19 protein-coding genes are annotated in these 20643 nt (G+C 33.9%); 9 read left to right on the top strand and 10 right to left on the bottom strand.

The window, feature by feature from the left end; genetic code table 11:
- Window positions 1–3: 3 nt before the first annotated feature.
- The 10 genes from ESZ54_RS03075 to ESZ54_RS03030 all read right to left on the bottom strand — a co-directional run bounded on the left by ESZ54_RS03075 (window position 4) and on the right by ESZ54_RS03030 (window position 10131).
- Window positions 4–1521, bottom strand: a complete 1518-nt coding sequence (locus tag ESZ54_RS03075; RefSeq protein WP_136136213.1) for a glycosyltransferase — start codon at window positions 1519–1521, stop codon at window positions 4–6.
- 10 nt (window positions 1522–1531) lie between these two features.
- Window positions 1532–2140 (bottom strand): hypothetical protein, encoded by a 609-nt coding sequence (locus ESZ54_RS03070; RefSeq protein ID WP_204249504.1) that lies wholly within the window; start codon window positions 2138–2140, stop codon window positions 1532–1534.
- Between the two features lie 315 nt (window positions 2141–2455).
- Window positions 2456–3919 carry an AcpB/EbpR/MafR family transcriptional regulator gene (locus ESZ54_RS03065; RefSeq protein WP_162615073.1) on the bottom strand — a complete coding sequence of 488 codons (1464 nt, stop codon included), beginning with the start codon at window positions 3917–3919 and terminating at the stop codon, window positions 2456–2458.
- Between the two features lie 131 nt (window positions 3920–4050).
- Window positions 4051–5940, bottom strand: a complete 1890-nt coding sequence (mnmG, locus tag ESZ54_RS03060) for a tRNA uridine-5-carboxymethylaminomethyl(34) synthesis enzyme MnmG (protein ID WP_136136210.1) — start codon at window positions 5938–5940, stop codon at window positions 4051–4053.
- A 15-nt stretch (window positions 5941–5955) separates the two neighbouring features.
- Window positions 5956–7356, bottom strand: coding sequence for a tRNA uridine-5-carboxymethylaminomethyl(34) synthesis GTPase MnmE (gene mnmE / locus ESZ54_RS03055; protein WP_162615075.1), 1401 nt, complete (start codon window positions 7354–7356; stop codon window positions 5956–5958).
- 208 nt (window positions 7357–7564) lie between these two features.
- Entirely contained in the window at window positions 7565–8317 is a 753-nt protein-coding gene (jag, locus tag ESZ54_RS03050; RefSeq protein ID WP_136136208.1) for an RNA-binding cell elongation regulator Jag/EloR, read from the bottom strand.
- 27 nt (window positions 8318–8344) lie between these two features.
- Window positions 8345–9166, bottom strand: coding sequence for a YidC/Oxa1 family membrane protein insertase (locus ESZ54_RS03045; protein ID WP_136136207.1), 822 nt, complete (start codon window positions 9164–9166; stop codon window positions 8345–8347).
- Window positions 9167–9180: 14 nt separating this feature from the next.
- A complete protein-coding gene (gene rnpA, locus ESZ54_RS03040; protein WP_136136206.1) occupies window positions 9181–9519 on the bottom strand; it encodes a ribonuclease P protein component in 339 nt (112 codons plus the stop codon).
- Between the two features lie 131 nt (window positions 9520–9650).
- On the bottom strand, window positions 9651–9785 hold the full coding sequence (rpmH, locus tag ESZ54_RS03035) for a 50S ribosomal protein L34 (protein WP_071457793.1): 135 nt from the start codon (window positions 9783–9785) through the stop codon (window positions 9651–9653).
- 136 nt (window positions 9786–9921) lie between these two features.
- Entirely contained in the window at window positions 9922–10131 is a 210-nt protein-coding gene (locus ESZ54_RS03030) for a hypothetical protein (protein WP_136136205.1), read from the bottom strand.
- Between the two features lie 134 nt (window positions 10132–10265).
- Here ESZ54_RS03030 and dnaA point away from each other — a divergent pair, with 134 nt between their 5' ends.
- From dnaA to ssb, 9 genes are all read left to right on the top strand, one after another.
- A complete protein-coding gene (gene dnaA / locus ESZ54_RS03025; protein WP_136136204.1) occupies window positions 10266–11609 on the top strand; it encodes a chromosomal replication initiator protein DnaA in 1344 nt (447 codons plus the stop codon).
- A gap of 166 nt (window positions 11610–11775) precedes the next feature.
- Window positions 11776–12906 carry a DNA polymerase III subunit beta gene (gene dnaN, locus ESZ54_RS03020; protein ID WP_136136203.1) on the top strand — a complete coding sequence of 377 codons (1131 nt, stop codon included), beginning with the start codon at window positions 11776–11778 and terminating at the stop codon, window positions 12904–12906.
- Window positions 12907–13172: 266 nt separating this feature from the next.
- Window positions 13173–13412 (top strand): S4 domain-containing protein YaaA, encoded by a 240-nt coding sequence (gene yaaA / locus ESZ54_RS03015; protein ID WP_136136216.1) that lies wholly within the window; start codon window positions 13173–13175, stop codon window positions 13410–13412.
- Window positions 13412–14533, top strand: coding sequence for a DNA replication/repair protein RecF (recF, locus tag ESZ54_RS03010; protein ID WP_136136202.1), 1122 nt, complete (start codon window positions 13412–13414; stop codon window positions 14531–14533). Before yaaA ends, recF begins: the two co-directional genes overlap by 1 nt.
- Before the next feature lie 2 nt (window positions 14534–14535).
- Entirely contained in the window at window positions 14536–16482 is a 1947-nt protein-coding gene (gene gyrB, locus ESZ54_RS03005) for a DNA topoisomerase (ATP-hydrolyzing) subunit B (protein ID WP_162615072.1), read from the top strand.
- A 22-nt stretch (window positions 16483–16504) separates the two neighbouring features.
- On the top strand, window positions 16505–19006 hold the full coding sequence (gene gyrA, locus ESZ54_RS03000; RefSeq protein WP_136136201.1) for a DNA gyrase subunit A: 2502 nt from the start codon (window positions 16505–16507) through the stop codon (window positions 19004–19006).
- A gap of 115 nt (window positions 19007–19121) precedes the next feature.
- Window positions 19122–19385, top strand: a complete 264-nt coding sequence (locus tag ESZ54_RS02995; protein WP_136136200.1) for a hypothetical protein — start codon at window positions 19122–19124, stop codon at window positions 19383–19385.
- Window positions 19386–19796: 411 nt separating this feature from the next.
- Window positions 19797–20093, top strand: a complete 297-nt coding sequence (rpsF, locus tag ESZ54_RS02990) for a 30S ribosomal protein S6 (protein WP_136136199.1) — start codon at window positions 19797–19799, stop codon at window positions 20091–20093.
- 42 nt (window positions 20094–20135) lie between these two features.
- Window positions 20136–20639, top strand: a complete 504-nt coding sequence (gene ssb, locus ESZ54_RS02985; protein WP_136136198.1) for a single-stranded DNA-binding protein — start codon at window positions 20136–20138, stop codon at window positions 20637–20639.
- Window positions 20640–20643 lie beyond the last annotated feature (4 nt).

Genomic DNA, 20643 nt, shown 5'->3' with positions numbered 1-20643 from the left:
CATTTATTTTAGTCGATTTTCTTGTAAAAAAGCCTGCCATTTTTCTAATATAGCAGCTTGATTAAATGTCTCAGCATGTCGGTAAGAGGCTTTTGACATTTCTTGTTGTAGTTCAGGATGCTCTAGTAGATAGGCTAATTTTTCCTGTAATTTTGCTTCATCATTTGGCTTAATTAGATACCCATTCTCACCATCAATAATCATTTCACTCGGCCCGTAACGGATATCATACGATAGAACTGGTAAACCATGTTCGATGGCCTCTAACATAGATAAACAAAATCCTTCAATCGAGCTTGTTAATAGCATGAGACCTGCTTCGTTATATTCAGAATCCAAATCTTTTAAATAGCCTCTAAAAAAGACATGTTCTTCTAAATGATGATCAATTACATATTTTTTTAACATTTTTTCTTCTTGGTAATTGTTAGTTGCATCCCCGTACCCAAATAAATGAAGTTCTAACTTAGGGAATTGAGGTAGCAATTTTTGAATTGCACGAATTTGATGCAACAACTGCTTCTCAGTATAGTAACGCGCCATACAAACAATTTTAAACGGGTTCCGCCCTTCAAATGGAGCCGGAGCAACCGATCCAGTATAACCAACTGGAATTGGATGAGCTTTAACATTTTCTGGTAAACGCTCATTTAATTCTTGTGCTTGATGTTTTGTTGAGGCAATTATTGCCGTCACATTTTCAAGATTCGTAAATATCTTTTGATAGGGTGACGTAATCTCAGCTGTAACGGGATCATACGGCTGTCTCAAATGAACGTTGTGAATCACTGGTACCAGACTCGCCTTAGTTTTCATTAACCCAATACTATCCATCACATTTTGAGTTCGGTCTGATAAAAATAGTGTGCTCGGTTGATTGAGTTCATCAAAGAAAAATGCTTGCCACTCATCTTTTGTTTTAAAGAAATAGGTATCACCTTTATAATTTTTTAACTCAATTCTTGAAAGTTTTCTTTCAGGATTGTAGTAGCAGACAATTTTTTCTTCACCACTAGGGCTATAATACGTTTCTTGTAAAACTTTCTGTGTCTCTCCAAGAATAATCGCCTTAGTTAGAAAACCGCGTGTATCAAAAATTTCACGTCTGACTTTACGTCTTGTTTGATAAGGCCCATCAAAATGATTTAGATAATCAATTTTTTGATACTCCTTATCAAAAAAGCGTGCATAATACACATAGTCTTCTTCATAAAAAACTTTAACATCTAATGTATTTGGAACATGTTCTACGCGATATTTCGGATGATTTATCCACATCTCATAATATTTTTTCTGTGCATATAAGTTATCCCCAATTGCTTCTTGAAAATAATCGTACATTGAGAAAATTTGATTTGAAACACCTAACCATTTTGTATTCTCATATAGTTCGCAACTATGGCAGAGTGTGACAATTTTTGCCGGTTCACCAATTTGAGATAACAGTTTGACCCTACCGACTTGACTGTGTTCAATTCCTGGTAATCTCTTGCCAATATTATTACTTATACAGTAAATCATTTTACTTCCCTCACTCTTGTATCATTCCAACGAATGTTGCATTTCCAATTTTGGCAGACATTCGTTTTTCCGTACTCTTAAAAGCAACATACACTTTACTAGCTTTACTTTCACCCTTATTTAAAGTCACGCCTTCATCTAAATCATCTAAGATAACAGCGCCTTTTTCTTGATTGCTATCGAAGTATTGAAAAATTGTTCCATTATATTCAAAGCTACCTTCCGCAACGTAAACATCGTACTCTATCTCAACAACTTGGCCCACATCACTAATTTTTGACTTCACAACTTTAACGCGTTCATCTGATTCTGGTAACATTTTAGCTTTTGCTAAACTAACTGAAATTTTGCCATCATTATCCGTTTTCATTTCAACAAAATCACCATAAGGGACTCTATCCAAGTACTCTTGATGTTTTTTTTGGAGTTTATCACGATGAACTTCCTTAATACGTTCCTCTGCTTTTTGCTGTTCTTCTTTAGTCATGCCACTTGTCAATGTATCAATAAGAGCGGGCTCTGTTTTGGGCACTTTTCTTTCAGTCTTACTCGACGCATGGTACTTCATCGGATTGGCCTTAATTAATTTCAAGACAATTGGATTAAAGATCGATAGCAACGCTAAAGTTACAACAGCAATTCTTACTTTCTTATTACTAATCAGACTTTCCTCCTTCCGCTAAATCTTCAATAATTTTTATATGTAAATATTTGAACTTCATGCATAAAAGAAAACTGCGTCTGCTTTCACATAGTTACAGCCACCTTATTATACGTATGTAATATATCAGCTATATATCATCAAAAACTATCATCTTTTTACACAAAACAATAAAATAACGATAATAATCAAATAATGAGTCTAAAAAAGAAAAATAAACCTGTTTTCTTATTTAGAAAGCAGGTTTACTTTTATTCATATTCATTCTAATCTTCAATTTTTTATCAGTGACTCAATAATCTCTTTTATACTATTTTCATCATATAAGTTTAGTATTTCATTAATAACATATATTTCTTTATATTTAAATTGACTATCTGTCAAAAAAATATCCGTCACTAATAAATCATAAGTCTTGTCAGCTTGAGCCAATTCAAAAGCAACATTATATTGCTTGGAAAAAATGGTTTCTAATTTTTTCATAATATCTTGTTGTGCCAAATAATTAACTTGAATCGCAAGTCCAATTCGAATTGTCTTTATACATTCACTTTCAATAATTTGTAAAATGAAACGATAATTTGAGAAGAGATGGTTATAAACAGCTGGTGATAAATTTAAAGAAAATAAATCACGATGTTCATGAATGACATGATTAACAATAGTACTAATCGAATCATCAGTTCGTTTTGAAATAATATAGTCAGACTCAAAATAATTCATATAACTATTAAAATGCATCATTCTAAAATGGAGTTGAAACAAATTACATTCGATATACCACAGTAACTCTCTTGATAAATGTTTCATATCAAAATGTTGCCCAATTGTATCCAAAGTATTCTCACTTAAATTAATAATATCCTTAAAAAATGTATTCTTGAAAAAATACATATACTGATCTTCAACAAGTGGCTTTTCATATATATAAGTTGAAATAAAAAAGATATATAAGCTAATTAAATCTGTTTCCGTTTGTATCGCAGAAACAGTGCCATAAAGTGATTCATTCGTTTTAACAACAGCTTTCGATATTTTTTCACCAATTAATTGTTTATAAATCTCTTGTTCACCTATCTCTAATGTTAAACCAAGCGCCTCTCGTTTTTTACTAATCATCAACCATAAATACAAATGATATAGATTTTTATCCTCAATTGGTAAATTTAATTCCTCGGCTAAATTCTCAATTAACAACATAATTGAACTGTCCAATTGATGATAATTGATGACATCAATTGGTAAGGTATGATTGTAATATTCAAAAATAAAATATCTAATTTGAAGTTCTTCACCAGTAAATTGAGCATTTTTGATCTGAATACCAAATTCCTCGATTGCTAAATTAATTTCCTTTATACGCCTGAAAACAGTCGCTTCACTAATCGCTAAATTTTGACTAATATTTGGAATTGAAACGCCATCACTTTTAATCATATAACTAAGAATTTGACAATTAATCGAGTTGTTCAAATAGTAAATCAAAATGTGTTGCAAATTAAAATAATAGGGAATATTAAGTTTGATTTTTTTATTTTCAATTGTTAAATCTATTTCTTCATTGATTGCTTTTAATGTTTCACTTACTTCAACTAAGTATTTATTTAACGAAGCTGGTGATATCTTTATTTGGCCACCCAAATCTTTAATTGAAATACTGCCACCGTGATCAAGTAAGCTTTGAACAATCCGTACTTGCGTTCTTTCCGGTTTATCTAAAAGATCTAAAATGTTCAATTCGATTCCCCTCCCGCAATAGTCTCTCGATTTTATTTTAGCATAAGAAAATGAAAAAATGGTAGTTTAAACAAATAAAAAACATTTGGCTTTTTAATATAAAAAACCAAACGTTTTATTAATATATTGAATTACTTATTTTTTTTCGCTATTTTACCTTGTTCGATATACACCATTAAAATACTGATGTCAGATGGATTAACACCACTAATTCGACTGGCTTGTGCTATTGTTTCAGGACGAATTTTTTCTAGCTTTTGAATGGCTTCTGTTGCCAAACTATTAACAGCAGTGTAATCAATATTTGTTGGAATTTTTTTAGCTTCCATACGTTTTAATTTATCAACTTTATCTTGGGCTTTTTTAATGTAGCCTTCGTATTTAATATGAATTTCAACTTGTTCAACCACATAACGAGGTAACACTTCTTCAGTCTCTAAAAATGGTACTAAAGCATGGTACGTTATTTCGGGACGTTTTAGTAAATCAACGGCAAGAATACCATCTTTCAATAAAGCTGAATTTAATGATGATAACAGCTTTTGTAAGTCCTCTGTTGGGCGTAAATGTAGCTTACTCAAACGCGATATTTCAGCTTCAATTGCCGTTTGTTTCTCTTGATAGATACCATAACGTTCTTCCGCAACTAAACCAATCTCATGACCAAATTGGGTTAAACGTAAATCGGCATTATCATGACGTAAAAGTAAGCGATATTCAGCACGAGATGTTAACAAACGATACGGTTCGCTTGTCCCTTTAGTGACTAAATCATCAATTAAAACGCCAATGTAAGCATCACTTCGTTTCAAAATTAACGGCTCTTTACCTTGAATTTTGAGTGATGCATTGATTCCTGCCATTAAGCCTTGGCACGCTGCTTCTTCATATCCAGAGGTACCATTGGTTTGACCTGCAGTATACAATCCGGCAATTTTCATTGTTTCTAAAGTTGGGCGTAATTGATGTGGCACCACAATATCATACTCAATAGCATAACCACTTCGCATAATTTGCGCATTTTCTAAGCCCTCAACACTATGAACCATCTCATCTTGAACATCTTCTGGCAATGATGTTGAAAGTCCTTGAACATAGTATTCTTTTGTATTTCGGCCTTCCGGTTCTAAAAAGATTTGATGACGTGGTTTATCACTAAAACGAACCACTTTGTCTTCAATTGAAGGACAATAACGCGCACCTACACCTTCAACAATACCAGTGAACATAGGCGCACGATGGAGGTTTTCACGAATAATCTCATGTGTTTTAGCGTTTGAATAAGTTAACCAACATGATAATTGATCTTTTACATAGTCTTCATCTTTCGTTTCGAAACTAAAATGATTCGGAACCTCATCACCTGGTTGTTCTTCAGTTTTAATATAATCAATACTATCTGCATTCACACGCGGTGGTGTCCCTGTTTTAAAACGTTCGATTTCAAGGCCTAATTCTTTTAAATTATCAGCCAAACCAATTGCAGGTAAAGAATTATTTGGACCAGATGAATATTTTAATTCACCAATAATAATTTCACCACGTAAAGCTGTCCCAGCTGTAATAATAACTGCTTTTGAAAAGAACTTAGTGCCTGTACTAATCTCAACACCACGGCAAACATTATCTTCCACGATTAGTTTTTCAACGACACCTTGTTTGACTGTTAAGTTAGGTGTTTCTTCTAGTGTCCGTTTCATTTCAGTATGATATTGATGTTTGTCAGCTTGCGCGCGTAAGGCACGAACTGCTGGTCCTTTTCCAGTATTCAACATTCTCATTTGAATATACGTTTTATCAATATTACGACCCATTTCACCACCTAATGCATCAATTTCACGGACAACCACACCTTTAGCTGGCCCGCCAATCGAAGGGTTACATGGCATAAAACTAATCATATCTAAATTTAAAGTTACCAGTAAAGTTTTCATGCCCATTCTAGCAGAAGCTAAACTTGCTTCTGAGCCTGCATGTCCCCCACCAACAACAATTACATCATATTCATTTGTTTGACTCATGTTTTTAATTCCTTCCTATTTTCCTAAACAGAACTGACTAAATAATTGTGTAATCAATTCATCTTGAACACTTTCACCAATCACTTCACCTAATAAATCCCAAGCACGTGTCATATCAATTTGAACCAAATCCACAGGCATGCCATCATCAATTCCTGAGATAACTTCATTCAATGCCCGTTCTGTTTCTTCCAACAAACCAATATGGCGAGAATTGGATAAGTAAGTCGCATCCTTACCACTCCCAGCAGATTGGCTAAAGAACGTATCCTTAATGGCTTGTTCAAGTTGATCAATACCTTGACTTGATGTGACTGAGATCATCAAGACTTCTTCATCATCCAATAACTCTTTGAAATCAGTTAACGCTAATTGTGGCGTTAAATCAGTTTTATTTAATAAAATCAAGCGATTCTTTCCCTTAGTTAAGGTTAGTAATTCGCGGTCCATCTCTGTTAAGGACTCACTTTGATTTAAGATTAATAAAACCAAATCTGCTTCAAGAATAGCTTGACGACTTCGTTCAACTCCAATTTTTTCAACCACATCATCCGTTTCACGAATACCAGCTGTATCCACCAATTTTAACGGTACACCACGCACATTAACATATTCTTCAATCACGTCCCGAGTAGTACCAGCAATGTCAGTCACAATTGCTTTATCTTCTCTCAATAAATAATTTAAGAGACTTGATTTTCCAACATTTGGGCGACCGATAATTGCCGTTGAAAGGCCTTCTCTTAAGATTTTACCTTGGCGAGAGGTTTGCAGTAAAAGTTGCACATCTTCGCGAACTTCAATTGCCTTAGTCTTTAATAAATTTGCTGTCATTTCTTCAACATCATCATATTCTGGATAATCAATATTCACTTCAACTTGTGCTAATGCCTCCAATAATTTTTGGCGCAATGCTTTAATGCGAGCTGATAATTGACCATCTAATTGATTTAAAGCAAGTTTCATTGACTCATCAGTCTTAGCCTGAATTAAATCCATCACCGCTTCGGCCTGTGAGAGGTCCATACGGCCATTTAAAAAGGCTCGCTTGGTAAATTCACCTGGTTCAGCTAAACGTGCTCCTTGGCGTAATAAAAGCTGTAAAATTTGATTGGCAACAACCATCCCACCGTGACAATTGATTTCAACAATATCTTCACGGGTAAATGTTTTTGGCGCTCGCATCACCGCAAACATCACTTCGTCAATTACTTGTTGTGTTTCAGGGTCTTGAACATGTCCATAATGAATCGTATGCGTCTCAACTTCTTGCAACGATTTTTTTTGGTAATTACTAATATTATCAGCAATCTTAACCGCATCAGTTCCACTCAAACGTACAATACTAATTGCCCCTTCACCAGGTGGTGTTGAAATGGCCGCAATCGTATCAAATTCATTCGTAATACTCACAATAATGACCGTCCTTTCTAAATTAAACGTAATTTTTTGCACAAAAAAAGTGCCCACTCCACCCTTTAAATTTACTTTAAGGATGGAAACGCACTTTGACTGCTTGTCCATATTTATATTTAACAGAATAATAGCACACTCGAAATCAATTGACAATTATTTTAACAAACAAAAAAGAGAACTAACCAAAACGGCTGTTCTCTTATATTTACTATTTCAATTCTACAACTAAATAACGATGAGGTTCATTGCCCTCAGAATGAGTACTGATATCTTCTTCCTCAGCCAATATAGCATGAACTTGTTTTCGTTCAAAAGCAGGCATTGGTTCTAGGAAAACTGCTTGACCTGTATCACGAACTTCACGGGCTGTTCGTTTCGCTAAACGTCTTAAGATTTCTTCACGACGTTCACGATAATCGCCAACATTCACCATAACAGACAAACGATTTTTCGCAATGCGATGAATATATACTTGTGCTAAATATTGTAAAGCGTTTAAGATTTTACCATGTTTACCAATCAGTAAGCCTTTTTTATCAGTTTCAAGATTGAATATAATAAATTGATCCTGACGCTTCACTTTAACAAGTGCTGGCGCATTTAACTCTTTAGTAACTTCGGTTAAATAAATCGCCAATTGTTCAATTGCTTCATCATCCGATAAATCAGTTTTTTCTGTATTTTTATTATCGCCTTTAGCTTCCACTACAACTTTTGGTTCTTCAATTGTTTCAGCGGTTTTTGTTGGCGTGATTTGTTCTTGGGATTCGTTTGACGTTTGGACTTCTTTTGGTTGCTCTTTTGCAGTAATTGAGACTTCCGCCAAACGTTTACCAAATCCTAAAAAACCACGCTTACCCTCTTCAACAATTTCAATGTTTGCTTGTTCTTTACTAATATTTAATGACTTTAAACCAGATTCTATTGCTTGATCTATTGTTTCACCTGAATACTTCGGCATCACACAAACCTCCTCATAGTATAGTCGTTATTTTTTCTTTTTCTTAGACATATTTGCTTTACGCAACGCTTTTTCGATGTCGCGTTTTTTCTGTTCTTCTGCTTCACGTTCTTGTTTTATTTTAAATGGATTATTAATTAATAATGTTTGTACCACTTGGAAAGCATTTGAGATTACCCAATAAAGTGATAACCCACTCGCTAACTTAACCCCCATAACAAGGATCATTATTGGCATCATGTAATTCATAATCTTCATTGCACCAGGTGAGTCTGCTTGACTCATTGATGTTAATTTTGTACTGATAAAAGTAAAAATCGCTGCTAAAATCGGTAAAATATAAAATGGATCGGCTTTACCTAATTCTAACCATAAAAAATTACCATTCGTTAATTCCGGCATTCTTGAAATTGATTGCCACACAGCCATCATAATCGGCAATTGAACGAGCAGTGGTAAACACCCTGACATCGGATTGACACCTGCTTCAGAATATAAACGTTGTTGCTCTTCTTGTAATTTACGTGCTGTTTCAGGATCCTTTGAAGAATACGTTTCTTGCAAAGCCTTTAATTTAGGCTGTAAATCTTGCGTTTTACGCATACTCTTCGTTTGATAATGCATTAAAGGCATTAACAAAACTCTGACAATTAAAGTGAAAAGAATAATCCCCACACCGGCGTTGCCACCAAAAGATAGGAACTTAATTGCTTGCCCAAAATAATAGACAATATAGCGATCCCAAATTCCTGTACTATCAGCCGTAATCTCACCGGTTCCACAACCAGTTAAAACAAAGACTAACATCAGCATACTTGTAAAAAGTAATATTTTTTTGTATTTCTTCACTCAGTAACCCTCGCTTACTTGATTAAATTTGCTAAATTCAATACGTGTCGAGTATTTTTTTTGACTTCATCAAATGATAAATCTGAAATACTTGGCCTAGCAATTAAAATAATATCATAAGTTGGTTTAATTTCATCTCTTAACTCATATAATGAATGCCGAATCAAACGCTTTACACGATTTCGTTTTACTGCATTTCCTACTTTTTTTCCTACAGATATGCCGACATGAAAATGTGCGTTCTGATCGTTTTCTTTAAAATAGACAACAAAATTTCGATTCGCAAAAGACTGTTTATTCTTAATAATAGTTTGAAAGTCTATCTCTTTTTTTACACGATATGATTTTTCCATTTGACATCCCTTTAATTCTACATATTTATGACTTAGCAATACCTTAATCATAGCATAAAGTCATAATTTTTATCTCTCTTTTTAATAAAAAAAATTATAAAAAAAAATCACTGATGTATAAACTCAGTGATTTAAGCAGCTAATACTTTTCTTCCTTTACGGCGTCGACTAGCTAATACGCGACGACCATTTTTCGTGCTCATGCGTTTACGGAAACCATGCACTTTTTGGCGTTTACGTTTTTTTGGTTGATATGTTCTTTTCATGAAATCCACCTCCTAAAAACAGTCTATTTCTAAATCACTTAGACAGACTATAACAGTATACAAAGGGAATACCATTTTTGTCAACTATTCTCTGTAATTATCTTTTAAAAAATTTCTAAAAACAATTCACAATTAATTAAAACTTATCCACAATAATGTTTAAAATATAAATTTCTTCTTGAATGACTTTTAAACTTTTAAGCTTTTTATCCACAAGTCCACAGCCTGTTAATAGTTTTCCACATTTTTGTTTTTCGTTGTTAATAACTTTTGGAAAGCTTTTAGAATTAAGATTACTTTGTGTGTATAACTTGTGAGTATTTATTAAACTTTTTAAAATATCCACATATTTATTCTGTTCTGTGGAAAACTCATTGTTAAATCTGTTATTTTGTTATCCACATGCCGTGAAACCAGTGGAAAACTTTTTTATTTAATGCTAGAATGGGAAAGCCTACTAAATTAAAAAGGGGGATAGAAATGCCAAATATTGATTTTATATGGAAAGAATTAGAAGATGACTATCGAAAAATCTTAACGCCACCCAGTTTTAATGCATGGATCGAACAAGCCACTCCGATTAGTCTTGAAAATAATATTTTAACCATCGAAGTACCCTCTGCTTTACATAAAGAATATTGGGAAAAAAATCTAGCTAGTAAAATTGTTGAAACAGGCTTTAAATTAACTGGTGGCGAAATTACACCGGTCTTTATTATTCAAAATGAACAACCTAAAACTGAAGAAGTCGTTGTCAAAAAAACAACTGAAGTCTCTGATATTGTCATTCAAAATAGTAAAAAAGCACTTCTTAATCCAAAGTACGCCTTTGATACTTTTGTTATTGGAAAAGGAAACCAGATGGCACATGCCGCAGCATTAGTTGTTGCAGAAGATCCCGGCGCGACTTACAACCCACTCTTTTTCTATGGTGGTGTTGGTCTAGGAAAAACGCATTTAATGCATGCTATCGGACATCAGATGTTAGCAAATCAACCTGATGCAAAAATTAAATATGTGACTAGTGAATCTTTTGCAAATGACTTTATCAATTCGATTCAAAATAGAACGTCAGAAGCATTTAGACAAGAGTATCGTAGTGTGGATCTTTTACTTGTCGATGATATTCAATTCTTTGCTGACAAAGAAGGAACACAAGAAGAATTTTTCCATACGTTCAATACTCTTTATAATGATGGCCGCCAAATTGTATTAACGAGTGATCGCTTACCAAATGAAATTCCCAAATTACAAGAACGGCTTGTTTCACGATTTGCGTGGGGACTCTCTGTCGACATCACACCACCCGATTTGGAAACCAGAATCGCCATTTTGCGAAAAAAAGCTGACTCTGAAAATCTGGAAATCCCTGATGACACCTTAAGTTATATTGCTGGTCAAATTGACTCAAATATTCGTGAACTTGAAGGTGCGTTAGTACGTGTTCAAGCTTATTCGGCAATGAGTGGCAGTGAAATTACAACAAGTTTAGCTGCTGATGCACTTAAAAGTTTAAAACCTGCATCACGTAAAAAAGAATTATCGATTCTATTAATTCAAGAAGAAGTTTGTAAATACTATCATATTAAACTTAAAGATTTAAAAGGGAAGAAACGTGTTAAAACAATCGTTGTTCCTAGACAAATCGCAATGTTTTTATCACGAGAATTGACTGACAACTCGCTACCAAAAATTGGTGCTGAGTTTGGCGGAAAAGATCATACAACAGTCATTCATGCACATGAAAAAATTCAACAGCTTCTTGAAACAGATATCACAATTCAAAAAGAAATTACTGATATCAAGCAGCAACTAAATCAATAGTTTTTTTAGTACTGTGGAAAAGTAACATTTTAACTTTAGACTTATCCACAGGTTATCAACAAGCGTTTTTACTTGACAGTTATCCACAAAGCCTATTTTTCCACAGTACTAACAGGCCCTACTACTATTACTATTTATTATTATATGAATTAAAAGGAGCATACACATGAAAGTAACTTTAAATCGAAGTGCATTTCTTGAAGAATTAGCAACAGTTCAAAGAGCTATCTCTGGAAAAACAACGATTCCTATTTTAACTGGGGTAAAAATTAAATTAACTGAAAATGGTTTAACTTTAACAGGAAGTAACGCAGATATTTCAATTGAAACTTTTTTAAGTGTTAATGATGAAAAAGCCAATATGCTCATTGAGAGTACAGGATCAATTGTTTTACAAGCAAGATTCTTTAATGATATTATCCGAAAATTACCAGAAGATACATTAACTCTAGAATTAGGAGATAACCAACAAGTTATTATTTCTTCTGGAAAAGCATTATTTAACGTTAATGGTTTAAATGCGGATAACTATCCTCACTTACCTGTCATTAATCAAGATCAAGCATTTAAATTGCCAGCACGTATCTTGAATAAATTAGTTAACGAAACAGTATTTGCTGTTTCGTTGCAAGAAAATCGTCCGATTTTAACTGGGTTACATATGATTTTGAAAGATAACCAATTATTAGCTGTTGCAACTGACAGCCATCGCTTAAGTCAACGTGTCATTTCAGTTGAAGGCGAAAATCAAGATTTTGATGTTGTAATTCCTGGAAAAAGTTTACAAGAATTATCAAAAACAATAAAAGACGAAGAAGAATTAGTGTCTATTTCAATGATGGATAACCAAGTGTTATTTAAAACTGAGAATACGTTATTTTATTCACGTCTGTTAGAAGGGAACTATCCTGACACAAATCGTTTAATACCGACAAGTTTTAATACAGAAATCACTTTTAGTGTACCGGAACTTTTATCAGCAATTGATAGAGCTTCATTGTTATCTCACGAAGGACGTAATAATATTGTTCGTTTAAAAATTGATTCTGAAAATGTGATGATTTATGGAAATTCACCTGAAATCGGAAATGTTGAAGAAAAATTAAGTTACCTATCAGTTACAGGTGATCCAATTGAAATATCCTTTAACCCTGATTATATGAAAGACTCTTTAAAATCATTTGGACCAATTGATATCAAAATTAATTTTATTTCACCAATTCGTCCGTTTACATTACAACCAGCAGATGGTGATGTTGACTTTATCCAACTAATCACCCCTGTACGAACAAATTAAGAAAAATAAAAAAAATTAACTTCAAATGATCCAGTAACTTCTGTTTCATTTGAAGTTTTTTTGAATTTCAAAAAATTTTCAGATAAAAACATATTTTCAAATAAGTGACTTATTTTTACGTTTTAGCGTGTTTTAAAAAAATACGATAAAACTATCTAAAAATGTTTTAACGTGTTTAAAAGTGATTATATGAAAGATTATTTGTTTTTATCACATAAAAAAGGTATAATAAAGTGGTCTATAATGGAGAAGAATAGGTGAAAATTGTGAAAGAAAAATTTATTTTAACAGCAGAATACATCACTTTGGGACAATTCTTAAAAGAAATCAATGTTATCTCTAGTGGAGGGATGGCTAAGTGGTTCTTACAAGAAAATGTTGTTTATGTTGATGGTGAAGTTGAAAATCGTCGTGGACGTAAACTATACGCTGAGATGATGATTGAAGTTCCGGAAGTTGGAACCTTTTTTATGGTCTCAAGTACTGATTCAAATCGTGATGAGTAATGTATTTAAACAAAATTGAATTAACAAATTATCGAAATTATGAGCAAATTCAGCTAAATTTTTCAAAACGTCTTAACATTTTTTTAGGTGAAAATGCACAAGGAAAAACGAATTTGTTAGAAAGTATTTATGTTTTAGCATTGGCTAGAAGTCATCGTACAAGTAACGATAAAGAATTGATAGAGTGGTCGCAAGATTTTGCTCGCATTATTGGATCAGTTGAAAAACAACACGGCCCAATTGATTTAACGATGATCATTTCTAATAAGGGGAAAAAAACTAAGATTAATGGACTAGAGCAACAACGTTTAAGTCATTATATTGGCCACTTAAATGTCATTTTATTTGCTCCGGAAGATTTATCTTTGGTAAAAGGATCACCTCAAAATCGACGAAAATTTCTTGATATGGAGATTGGTCAAATCAATCCACAATATCTTCACTATTTGAGTACCTATCAACTTGTATTAAAGCAAAGAAACCAGTATCTAAAGAAAATGGGGTTGTCAAAACAACAAGACTTACTTTATTTAGAAGTTTTGACAGAACAATTAGCGCAAGCGGGAAGTCATGTTTTGTACTATCGTTTGCAGTTTTTGGAAAAATTAGAAAAATGGGCCAATGAGATTCATCGAAAAATATCTTATGGGAAGGAACAACTGAATATTTCCTATAAAAGTTTTCAAAAAATGACAAAAGAACAAACCGTGTCAGAATTTGAAGCGATATTTTTAAGTGAGTTAAAAAAGAATGAAAAAAAAGATTTACAGCAATACACAACGAGTGCAGGGCCACATCGGGATGATTTGCTTTTTTTTGTAAATGATAAAAATGTTCAAACATATGGGTCACAAGGTCAGCAACGAACAACAGCTTTAAGTTTAAAACTAGCTGAAATCGAGTTAATTAATGATGAAATAGGTGAATACCCAATTCTTTTATTAGATGATGTGTTGAGTGAACTAGATGATGATCGCCAAGTTCAGTTGTTAGAGATGATTGAAACAAAATTACAAACATTTTTAACCACAACAAGTTTGACGCATTTACAAGATAAATTAACAATTGATCCAGAAGTCTTTAATATTACTCAAGGTGTTGTAGAAAGGGATGGAGATTAGCGTTGACAGAAGAAAATAAAGAAATGTTAGAAGAGCAAGCATATGATGCCAGCCAGATTCAGGTACTTGAAGGATTAGAAGCTGTTAGAAAACGTCCTGGTATGTACATTGGTTCAACCGGTCCACAAGGCTTGCACCACTTAGTTTGGGAAATTGTCGACAATTCAATTGACGAAGCACTAGCAGGTTTTGCAACTGAGATTAATGTCGTAATTGAACAAGATAATAGCGTGACTGTAACTGATAATGGTCGTGGAATTCCAGTTGGGATTCAAGAAAAAACTGGACGACCTGCAGTTGAAACAGTTTTTACGATTCTACATGCCGGCGGTAAATTTGGCGGTGGCGGATACAAAGTTTCAGGAGGACTTCACGGAGTGGGGTCATCAGTTGTAAACGCACTTTCAGAACGATTGACAGTGAAAGTTCATGTCGATGGAAAAATTCATTTCCAAGAATTTAATCGTGGTAAAGTGGTTGATGATTTAGAAATCATTGGAGAGACAACACATCGTGGAACGGTTGTTAATTTTAAACCAGATCCAGAAATTTTCACAGAATCAACGGTCTTTGAATATGATAAATTAGCCACACGTATTCGCGAGTTAGCATTCTTAAATCGTGGCTTAAAAATTAGTATTGAAGATACACGTGTGGAACCAAAACTTTATGAAGAATTCCATTATGAAGGTGGAATTAAGAGCTATGTTGAATTTTTAAACGCTAGTAAAGAAGTTCTTTTTGAAGAACCTATTTATACGGAAGGTGAGCAACAGGGTATCGCTGTTGAAGTATCCATTCAATATACAGAAGGTTATCATACAAATCTTTTAAGTTTTGCGAATAATATCCATACTTATGAAGGTGGGACACATGAATTTGGGTTTAGAACAGCCCTAACGCGTGTGATTAACGATTATGCACGACGTCAAAAACTATTAAAAGAAAATGATGATAATTTAAGTGGTGATGATGTTCGTGAAGGTATGACAGCAGTTGTATCGATCAAACATCCGGAACCACAATTTGAGGGTCAAACTAAAACAAAATTAGGTAACTCAGAAGTTCGAACTGTAACTGACCGTATCTTTTCAGATACCTTTAACAAGTTCTTATTAGAAAATCCTGATGTCGCGCGTAAAGTAGTTGAGAAAGGTATCTTAGCTTCAAAAGCGAGATTAGCGGCAAAACGTGCGCGTGAAGTGACACGACGTAAAGGTGCTTTGGAAATTAGTAACTTACCAGGTAAGCTTGCGGATTGTTCAAGTCGTGATCCTGAACGTTGTGAGCTATTTATCGTCGAAGGGGATTCTGCCGGTGGTTCAGCGAAACAAGGACGTGACCGTGAAATTCAAGCAATTTTACCAATTCGAGGCAAAATTTTAAACGTTGAAAAAGCAACAATGGACAAAATTTTAGCTAACCAAGAAATCCGTTCTTTATTTACAGCAATGGGAACTGGTTTTGGTGAAGACTTTGATGTTGAAAAAGCCAGATATCATAAATTAATTATTATGACCGATGCTGATGTTGATGGTGCGCATATTCGGACACTATTATTAACACTGTTTTACCGTTATATGCGTCCAATTGTTGAAGCAGGCTATGTTTATATTGCACAACCGCCTTTATATGGTGTGAAGCAAGGTAAAAATATTAGTTATGTTCAACCTGGAAAAGATGCTGAGGATCGTTTAGCAACAACAATTGCGAATCTACCTGCAACACCAAAACCAAGTGTACAACGCTATAAAGGTCTTGGTGAGATGGATGATCATCAACTTTGGGATACCACAATGGATCCTGAACGCCGTAGTTTACTTCGTGTTAGCGTTGATGATGCTATTAAAGCAGATGCTGTTTTTGAAATGTTAATGGGAGATAAAGTAGAGCCACGTCGTGATTTTATTGAGGCAAATGCTCACTATGTTAAAAATTTAGACATTTAAAAAAATATAAGGAGAATCGTTCATGTCAGAAGAAATGATTAATAATATCACGGACATTAATTTGACAGAAGAAATGGAAACATCATTTATTGATTATGCCATGAGTGTTATTGTGTCACGTGCATTGCCTGATGTTCGGGATGGGTTAAAACCAGTTCATCGCCGTATTCTTTACGGTATGAATGAAATGGGTGTGACACCGGATAAGGCACATAAAAAATCAGCTCGTATTGTTGGGGATGTTATGGGTAAGTACCATCCGCATGGTGATAGTGCTATTTATGAGTCAATGGTTCGTATGGCGCAACCATTTAGCTATCGTCAATTACTTGTTGATGGTCACGGTAACTTTGGTTCTGTCGATGGAGACGGGGCAGCGGCAATGCGTTATACTGAAGCTCGTATGAGTAAAATTGCGGTTGAAATGTTACGCGATATTAATAAAAACACCGTTGATTTTCAAGAAAACTATGATGAGACAGAAAGAGAACCTTCTGTCTTACCAGCAAGATTTCCAAATCTACTTGTCAATGGTACGACAGGGATTGCGGTTGGGATGGCAACTAATATTCCACCACATAATTTAGGTGAAGTTATTGATGCTGTAAAATTATTGATGGAAAATAAAGAAGTTACAACGGCTGAATTGATGGAAGTTTTACCTGGTCCCGATTTTCCAACAGGTGCACTTGTTATGGGAAAATCAGGAATTAGAAAAGCTTATGAGACAGGAAAAGGTAAAATTATTGTTCGCGCGAAAGTTGAGATTGAAGAACTTCCAAGTGGAAAAGAACGTATTGTTATTACTGAAATTCCTTATATGGTCAATAAAGCTAAATTAGTTGAACGAATTGCCGAATTACATCGTGAAAAACGTGTTGATGGGATTACTCATCTTAGAGATGAATCTTCTCGTTTGGGCATGCGAATCGTGATTGAAGTTCGACGTGATGTGAGTGCAACAGTAGTGTTAAATAACTTGTATAAATTAACATCATTACAAACAAGTTTTGGCTTTAATATGTTGGCGATTGTAAATGGTGTCCCGAAAGTTTTAAGTTTAAAACAAATTTTAGAACACTATTTAGCGCATCAAGAAGAAGTTATTGTCAGAAGAACTGAATTTGATAAGAATAAAGCTGAAGCACGTGCCCATATTTTAGAAGGTTTACGGATTGCTTTAGATCATATTGATGAGATTATTCATTTAATTCGTTCATCACAATCTGATGAGGTGGCAAAAACTGGTTTAATTGAAAAATTTGATTTATCAGATCGCCAAGCACAAGCTATCCTAGATATGCGTTTGCGTCGATTAACAGGCTTAGAACGTGATAAAATCGAGAATGAATATCAAGAATTATTGAAATTTATTGAAGATATGAAAGATATTTTAGCTAATCATCATCGTGTTTTAAGTATTATTAGCGAAGAACTCGATGAAATCAAACGTAAATACAACGACGCTCGCCGTACTGAATTATTAGTCGGTGAAGTGTTGAGTCTTGAAGATGAAGATTTAATCGAAGAAGAAGATGTCGTGATTACATTAACGCATAATGGTTATGTAAAACGTTTGCCAAGTACAGAGTTTAGAACTCAAAACAGAGGTGGACGTGGCGTTCAAGGTATGGGCGTTCATGATGATGATTTTGTTGAAAATCTTGTTTCTTGTTCGACACATGATACTTTATTATTCTTTACCGATACAGGTAAGGTATATCGTGCGAAAGGCTATGAGATACCAGAATATGGCCGTACAGCGAAAGGTATTCCTGTTATTAACTTATTAGGCATCGATTCATCAGAAGAAATTGAGGCGATTATAAGTATTGCTGGTCAAGCAGAAGAAGATCAATATCTCTTTTTTACAACTAAATTAGGAACCGTAAAAAGAACTGCAGTCACTGAATTTGCTAATATTCGTACTAACGGGTTAAAAGCAATTGGTTTAAGAGAAGGTGACAAACTAATTAATGTTGCCTTAACCGACGGCAAACAAAACATGATCATCGGTACACATAAAGGATATTCAGTAACATTCAGAGAAACAGATGTTCGTTCGATGGGACGTTCTGCTTCTGGTGTACGTGGTATTCGTTTACGTGAGGAAGATTATGTCATCGGTATGGATATTATCTCACCAGAAAGTGAAGTACTCGTTATTACAGAAAATGGCTACGGTAAACGTACTTTTGCAACAGAGTATCCAGTTAAGGGTCGTGGTGGTAAAGGAATTAAAACAGTCAATATCACGGCTAAAAATGGCAAACTGGCAGGTTTAACAACTGTTACAGGTGATGAAGATATTATGATTATTACGAACCGAGGTGTGATTATTCGTTTCAACGTGGATAATGTGTCACAAACAGGACGTTCGACTCAAGGTGTTCGTTTAATTCGTTTAGAAGAAGATGCGTTTGTATCAACAATGGCTAAAGTTGAGCCTGAAGAAGAAATAACAACTGACGCAATTGAAGAGTCAGCTAAAAAGAATGAGATAAAAGATATGACTGAAGAATAGCGTAAAGAGAGAAAAGTAGTCGTTACAAAAATGTGACGGCTATTTTTTTGATGTTTTATAGTTAGCGAACACAAGTGATATAATGGTAATAAACATAACAAAAGGAGTTGAAGAAATGAACAACAGTAAAGGTGTTCTAACAGCTAATATCGTTGTCTTAATTGTATCAATGGTTTGTATTGTTCAATCTTTCTTTTTTTATGATCCACAAAAGATTCCACTCATTTTGTTTACACCAATAACAGGAATTATGGCCTCGCTTTACTTGAAGAAGAAAAGTAAAATAAAAAAAGTATTTCTTGTGATTAGTAGTGTTGTTGCTTTGATAATGCCAATCTATTTTATTTTAATTTTTTTAAATCCTGATATGTTCGTCTAATTTAAAAAAAACAAAAAGAGCTTGATTTCCATTTTTTAATCATGCTCTTTTTGTTTCCTATAAAATAAAATGACGAACAAGTGCAGAAAGAATCATACCAGTCATTAGACCAGCGAGTGCGATGAAGAAATATTTTTTTCTTTTATTCATAAAAATTAATCCTCCAATTTTGTATTAACGTAAATATACCATAAATGAGTCTATAAATTGTCAGTAAAAAAATTTCTTGCAAAAATACTTATGTTTAAAGTGAAAGTTTTTTTCTGTGGTAGAAAGACTATTTTAATTATATTTCTATTGCTTTTGGTACGAAAAACGAGTATAATATTCTAATGTGAGTAAACAAATAAGTTTGCTCTCCTTGTTCCTATTCAAATAGGAACCTTTAAGTCCATAAGGAGGTGAAAATCAATGAACGCAGCAAATTATGAAATTTTATACATTATTCGTCCGAACATTGATGAAGAAGCAAAAACAGCTCTAGTAGATCGTTTTGATTCAATCTTGAAAGAAAACGGTGCTGAAGTATTAGAATCTAAGCTATGGGAAAAACGTCGTTTAGCTTACGAAATCCAAGACTTCCGCGAAGGAATCTACCAAATCGTTAAAGTTTCTGCAACTGATTCAAAAGCATTAGATGAATTTGATCGTCTTGCTAAAATCAGTGGTGACATTTTACGTCACATGATCGTAAAAGAAGAAAACTAAAAATGTTTCACGTGAAACATTAAAACGAGGGGAGATTTACAGATGATTAATAATGTTGTATTGGTAGGAAGATTAACTAAAGATCCAGAATTACGTTTTACGTCTAATGGATCAGCTGTTGCGACGTTTACTTTGGCAGTCAATCGTAACTTTACAAATCAAAGTGGCGAGCGAGAAGCCGATTTTATTAACTGTGTGATTTGGAGAAAGCCAGCAGAAACATTAGCGAATTATGCTCGCAAAGGTACTTTGTTAGGTGTTACTGGACGTATTCAAACACGTAATTATGAAAATCAACAAGGACAACGTGTCTATGTGACAGAAGTTGTTTGTGAGAATTTCCAATTATTAGAATCTCGAAGCAGTTCAGAACGAAGACAACAACAGTCAAATGATTATAATCAATTTTCTGGTAATGCAAGTAATCAATCATTTGATAAATCTGCAAATTCAAGTAGTAATGAAACTCCGAATTTTGATCGTGATGCAAATCCATTTGGAAATTCATCACAAGTAGATATTTCGGATGACGATTTACCATTCTAAATTA

Origin of the sequence: Vagococcus silagei, from assembly GCF_004795745.1 — a bacterium.
GTDB classification, from domain to species: domain Bacteria; phylum Bacillota; class Bacilli; order Lactobacillales; family Vagococcaceae; genus Vagococcus; species Vagococcus silagei.
This window is presented reverse-complemented; position numbering and strand designations above follow the sequence as displayed.

What these genes read in the sequence shown, in the direction of transcription:
- dnaN (WP_136136203.1), top strand. Translation starts at nt 11,776, where the DNA reads ATGAAAGTAACTTTAAATCGAAGTGCATTTCTTGAAGAATTAGCAACA.
- ESZ54_RS02995 (WP_136136200.1), top strand. Translation starts at nt 19,122, where the DNA reads ATGAACAACAGTAAAGGTGTTCTAACAGCTAATATCGTTGTCTTAATT.
- rpsF (WP_136136199.1), top strand. Translation starts at nt 19,797, where the DNA reads ATGAACGCAGCAAATTATGAAATTTTATACATTATTCGTCCGAACATT.
- rpmH (WP_071457793.1), bottom strand. Translation starts at nt 9,785, where the DNA reads ATGAAAAGAACATATCAACCAAAAAAACGTAAACGCCAAAAAGTGCAT.
- ssb (WP_136136198.1), top strand. Translation starts at nt 20,136, where the DNA reads ATGATTAATAATGTTGTATTGGTAGGAAGATTAACTAAAGATCCAGAA.
- ESZ54_RS03075 (WP_136136213.1), bottom strand. Translation starts at nt 1,521, where the DNA reads ATGATTTACTGTATAAGTAATAATATTGGCAAGAGATTACCAGGAATT.
- dnaA (WP_136136204.1), top strand. Translation starts at nt 10,266, where the DNA reads ATGCCAAATATTGATTTTATATGGAAAGAATTAGAAGATGACTATCGA.
- rnpA (WP_136136206.1), bottom strand. Translation starts at nt 9,519, where the DNA reads ATGGAAAAATCATATCGTGTAAAAAAAGAGATAGACTTTCAAACTATT.
- recF (WP_136136202.1), top strand. Translation starts at nt 13,412, where the DNA reads ATGTATTTAAACAAAATTGAATTAACAAATTATCGAAATTATGAGCAA.
- mnmG (WP_136136210.1), bottom strand. Translation starts at nt 5,940, where the DNA reads ATGAGTCAAACAAATGAATATGATGTAATTGTTGTTGGTGGGGGACAT.
- gyrA (WP_136136201.1), top strand. Translation starts at nt 16,505, where the DNA reads ATGTCAGAAGAAATGATTAATAATATCACGGACATTAATTTGACAGAA.
- jag (WP_136136208.1), bottom strand. Translation starts at nt 8,317, where the DNA reads ATGCCGAAGTATTCAGGTGAAACAATAGATCAAGCAATAGAATCTGGT.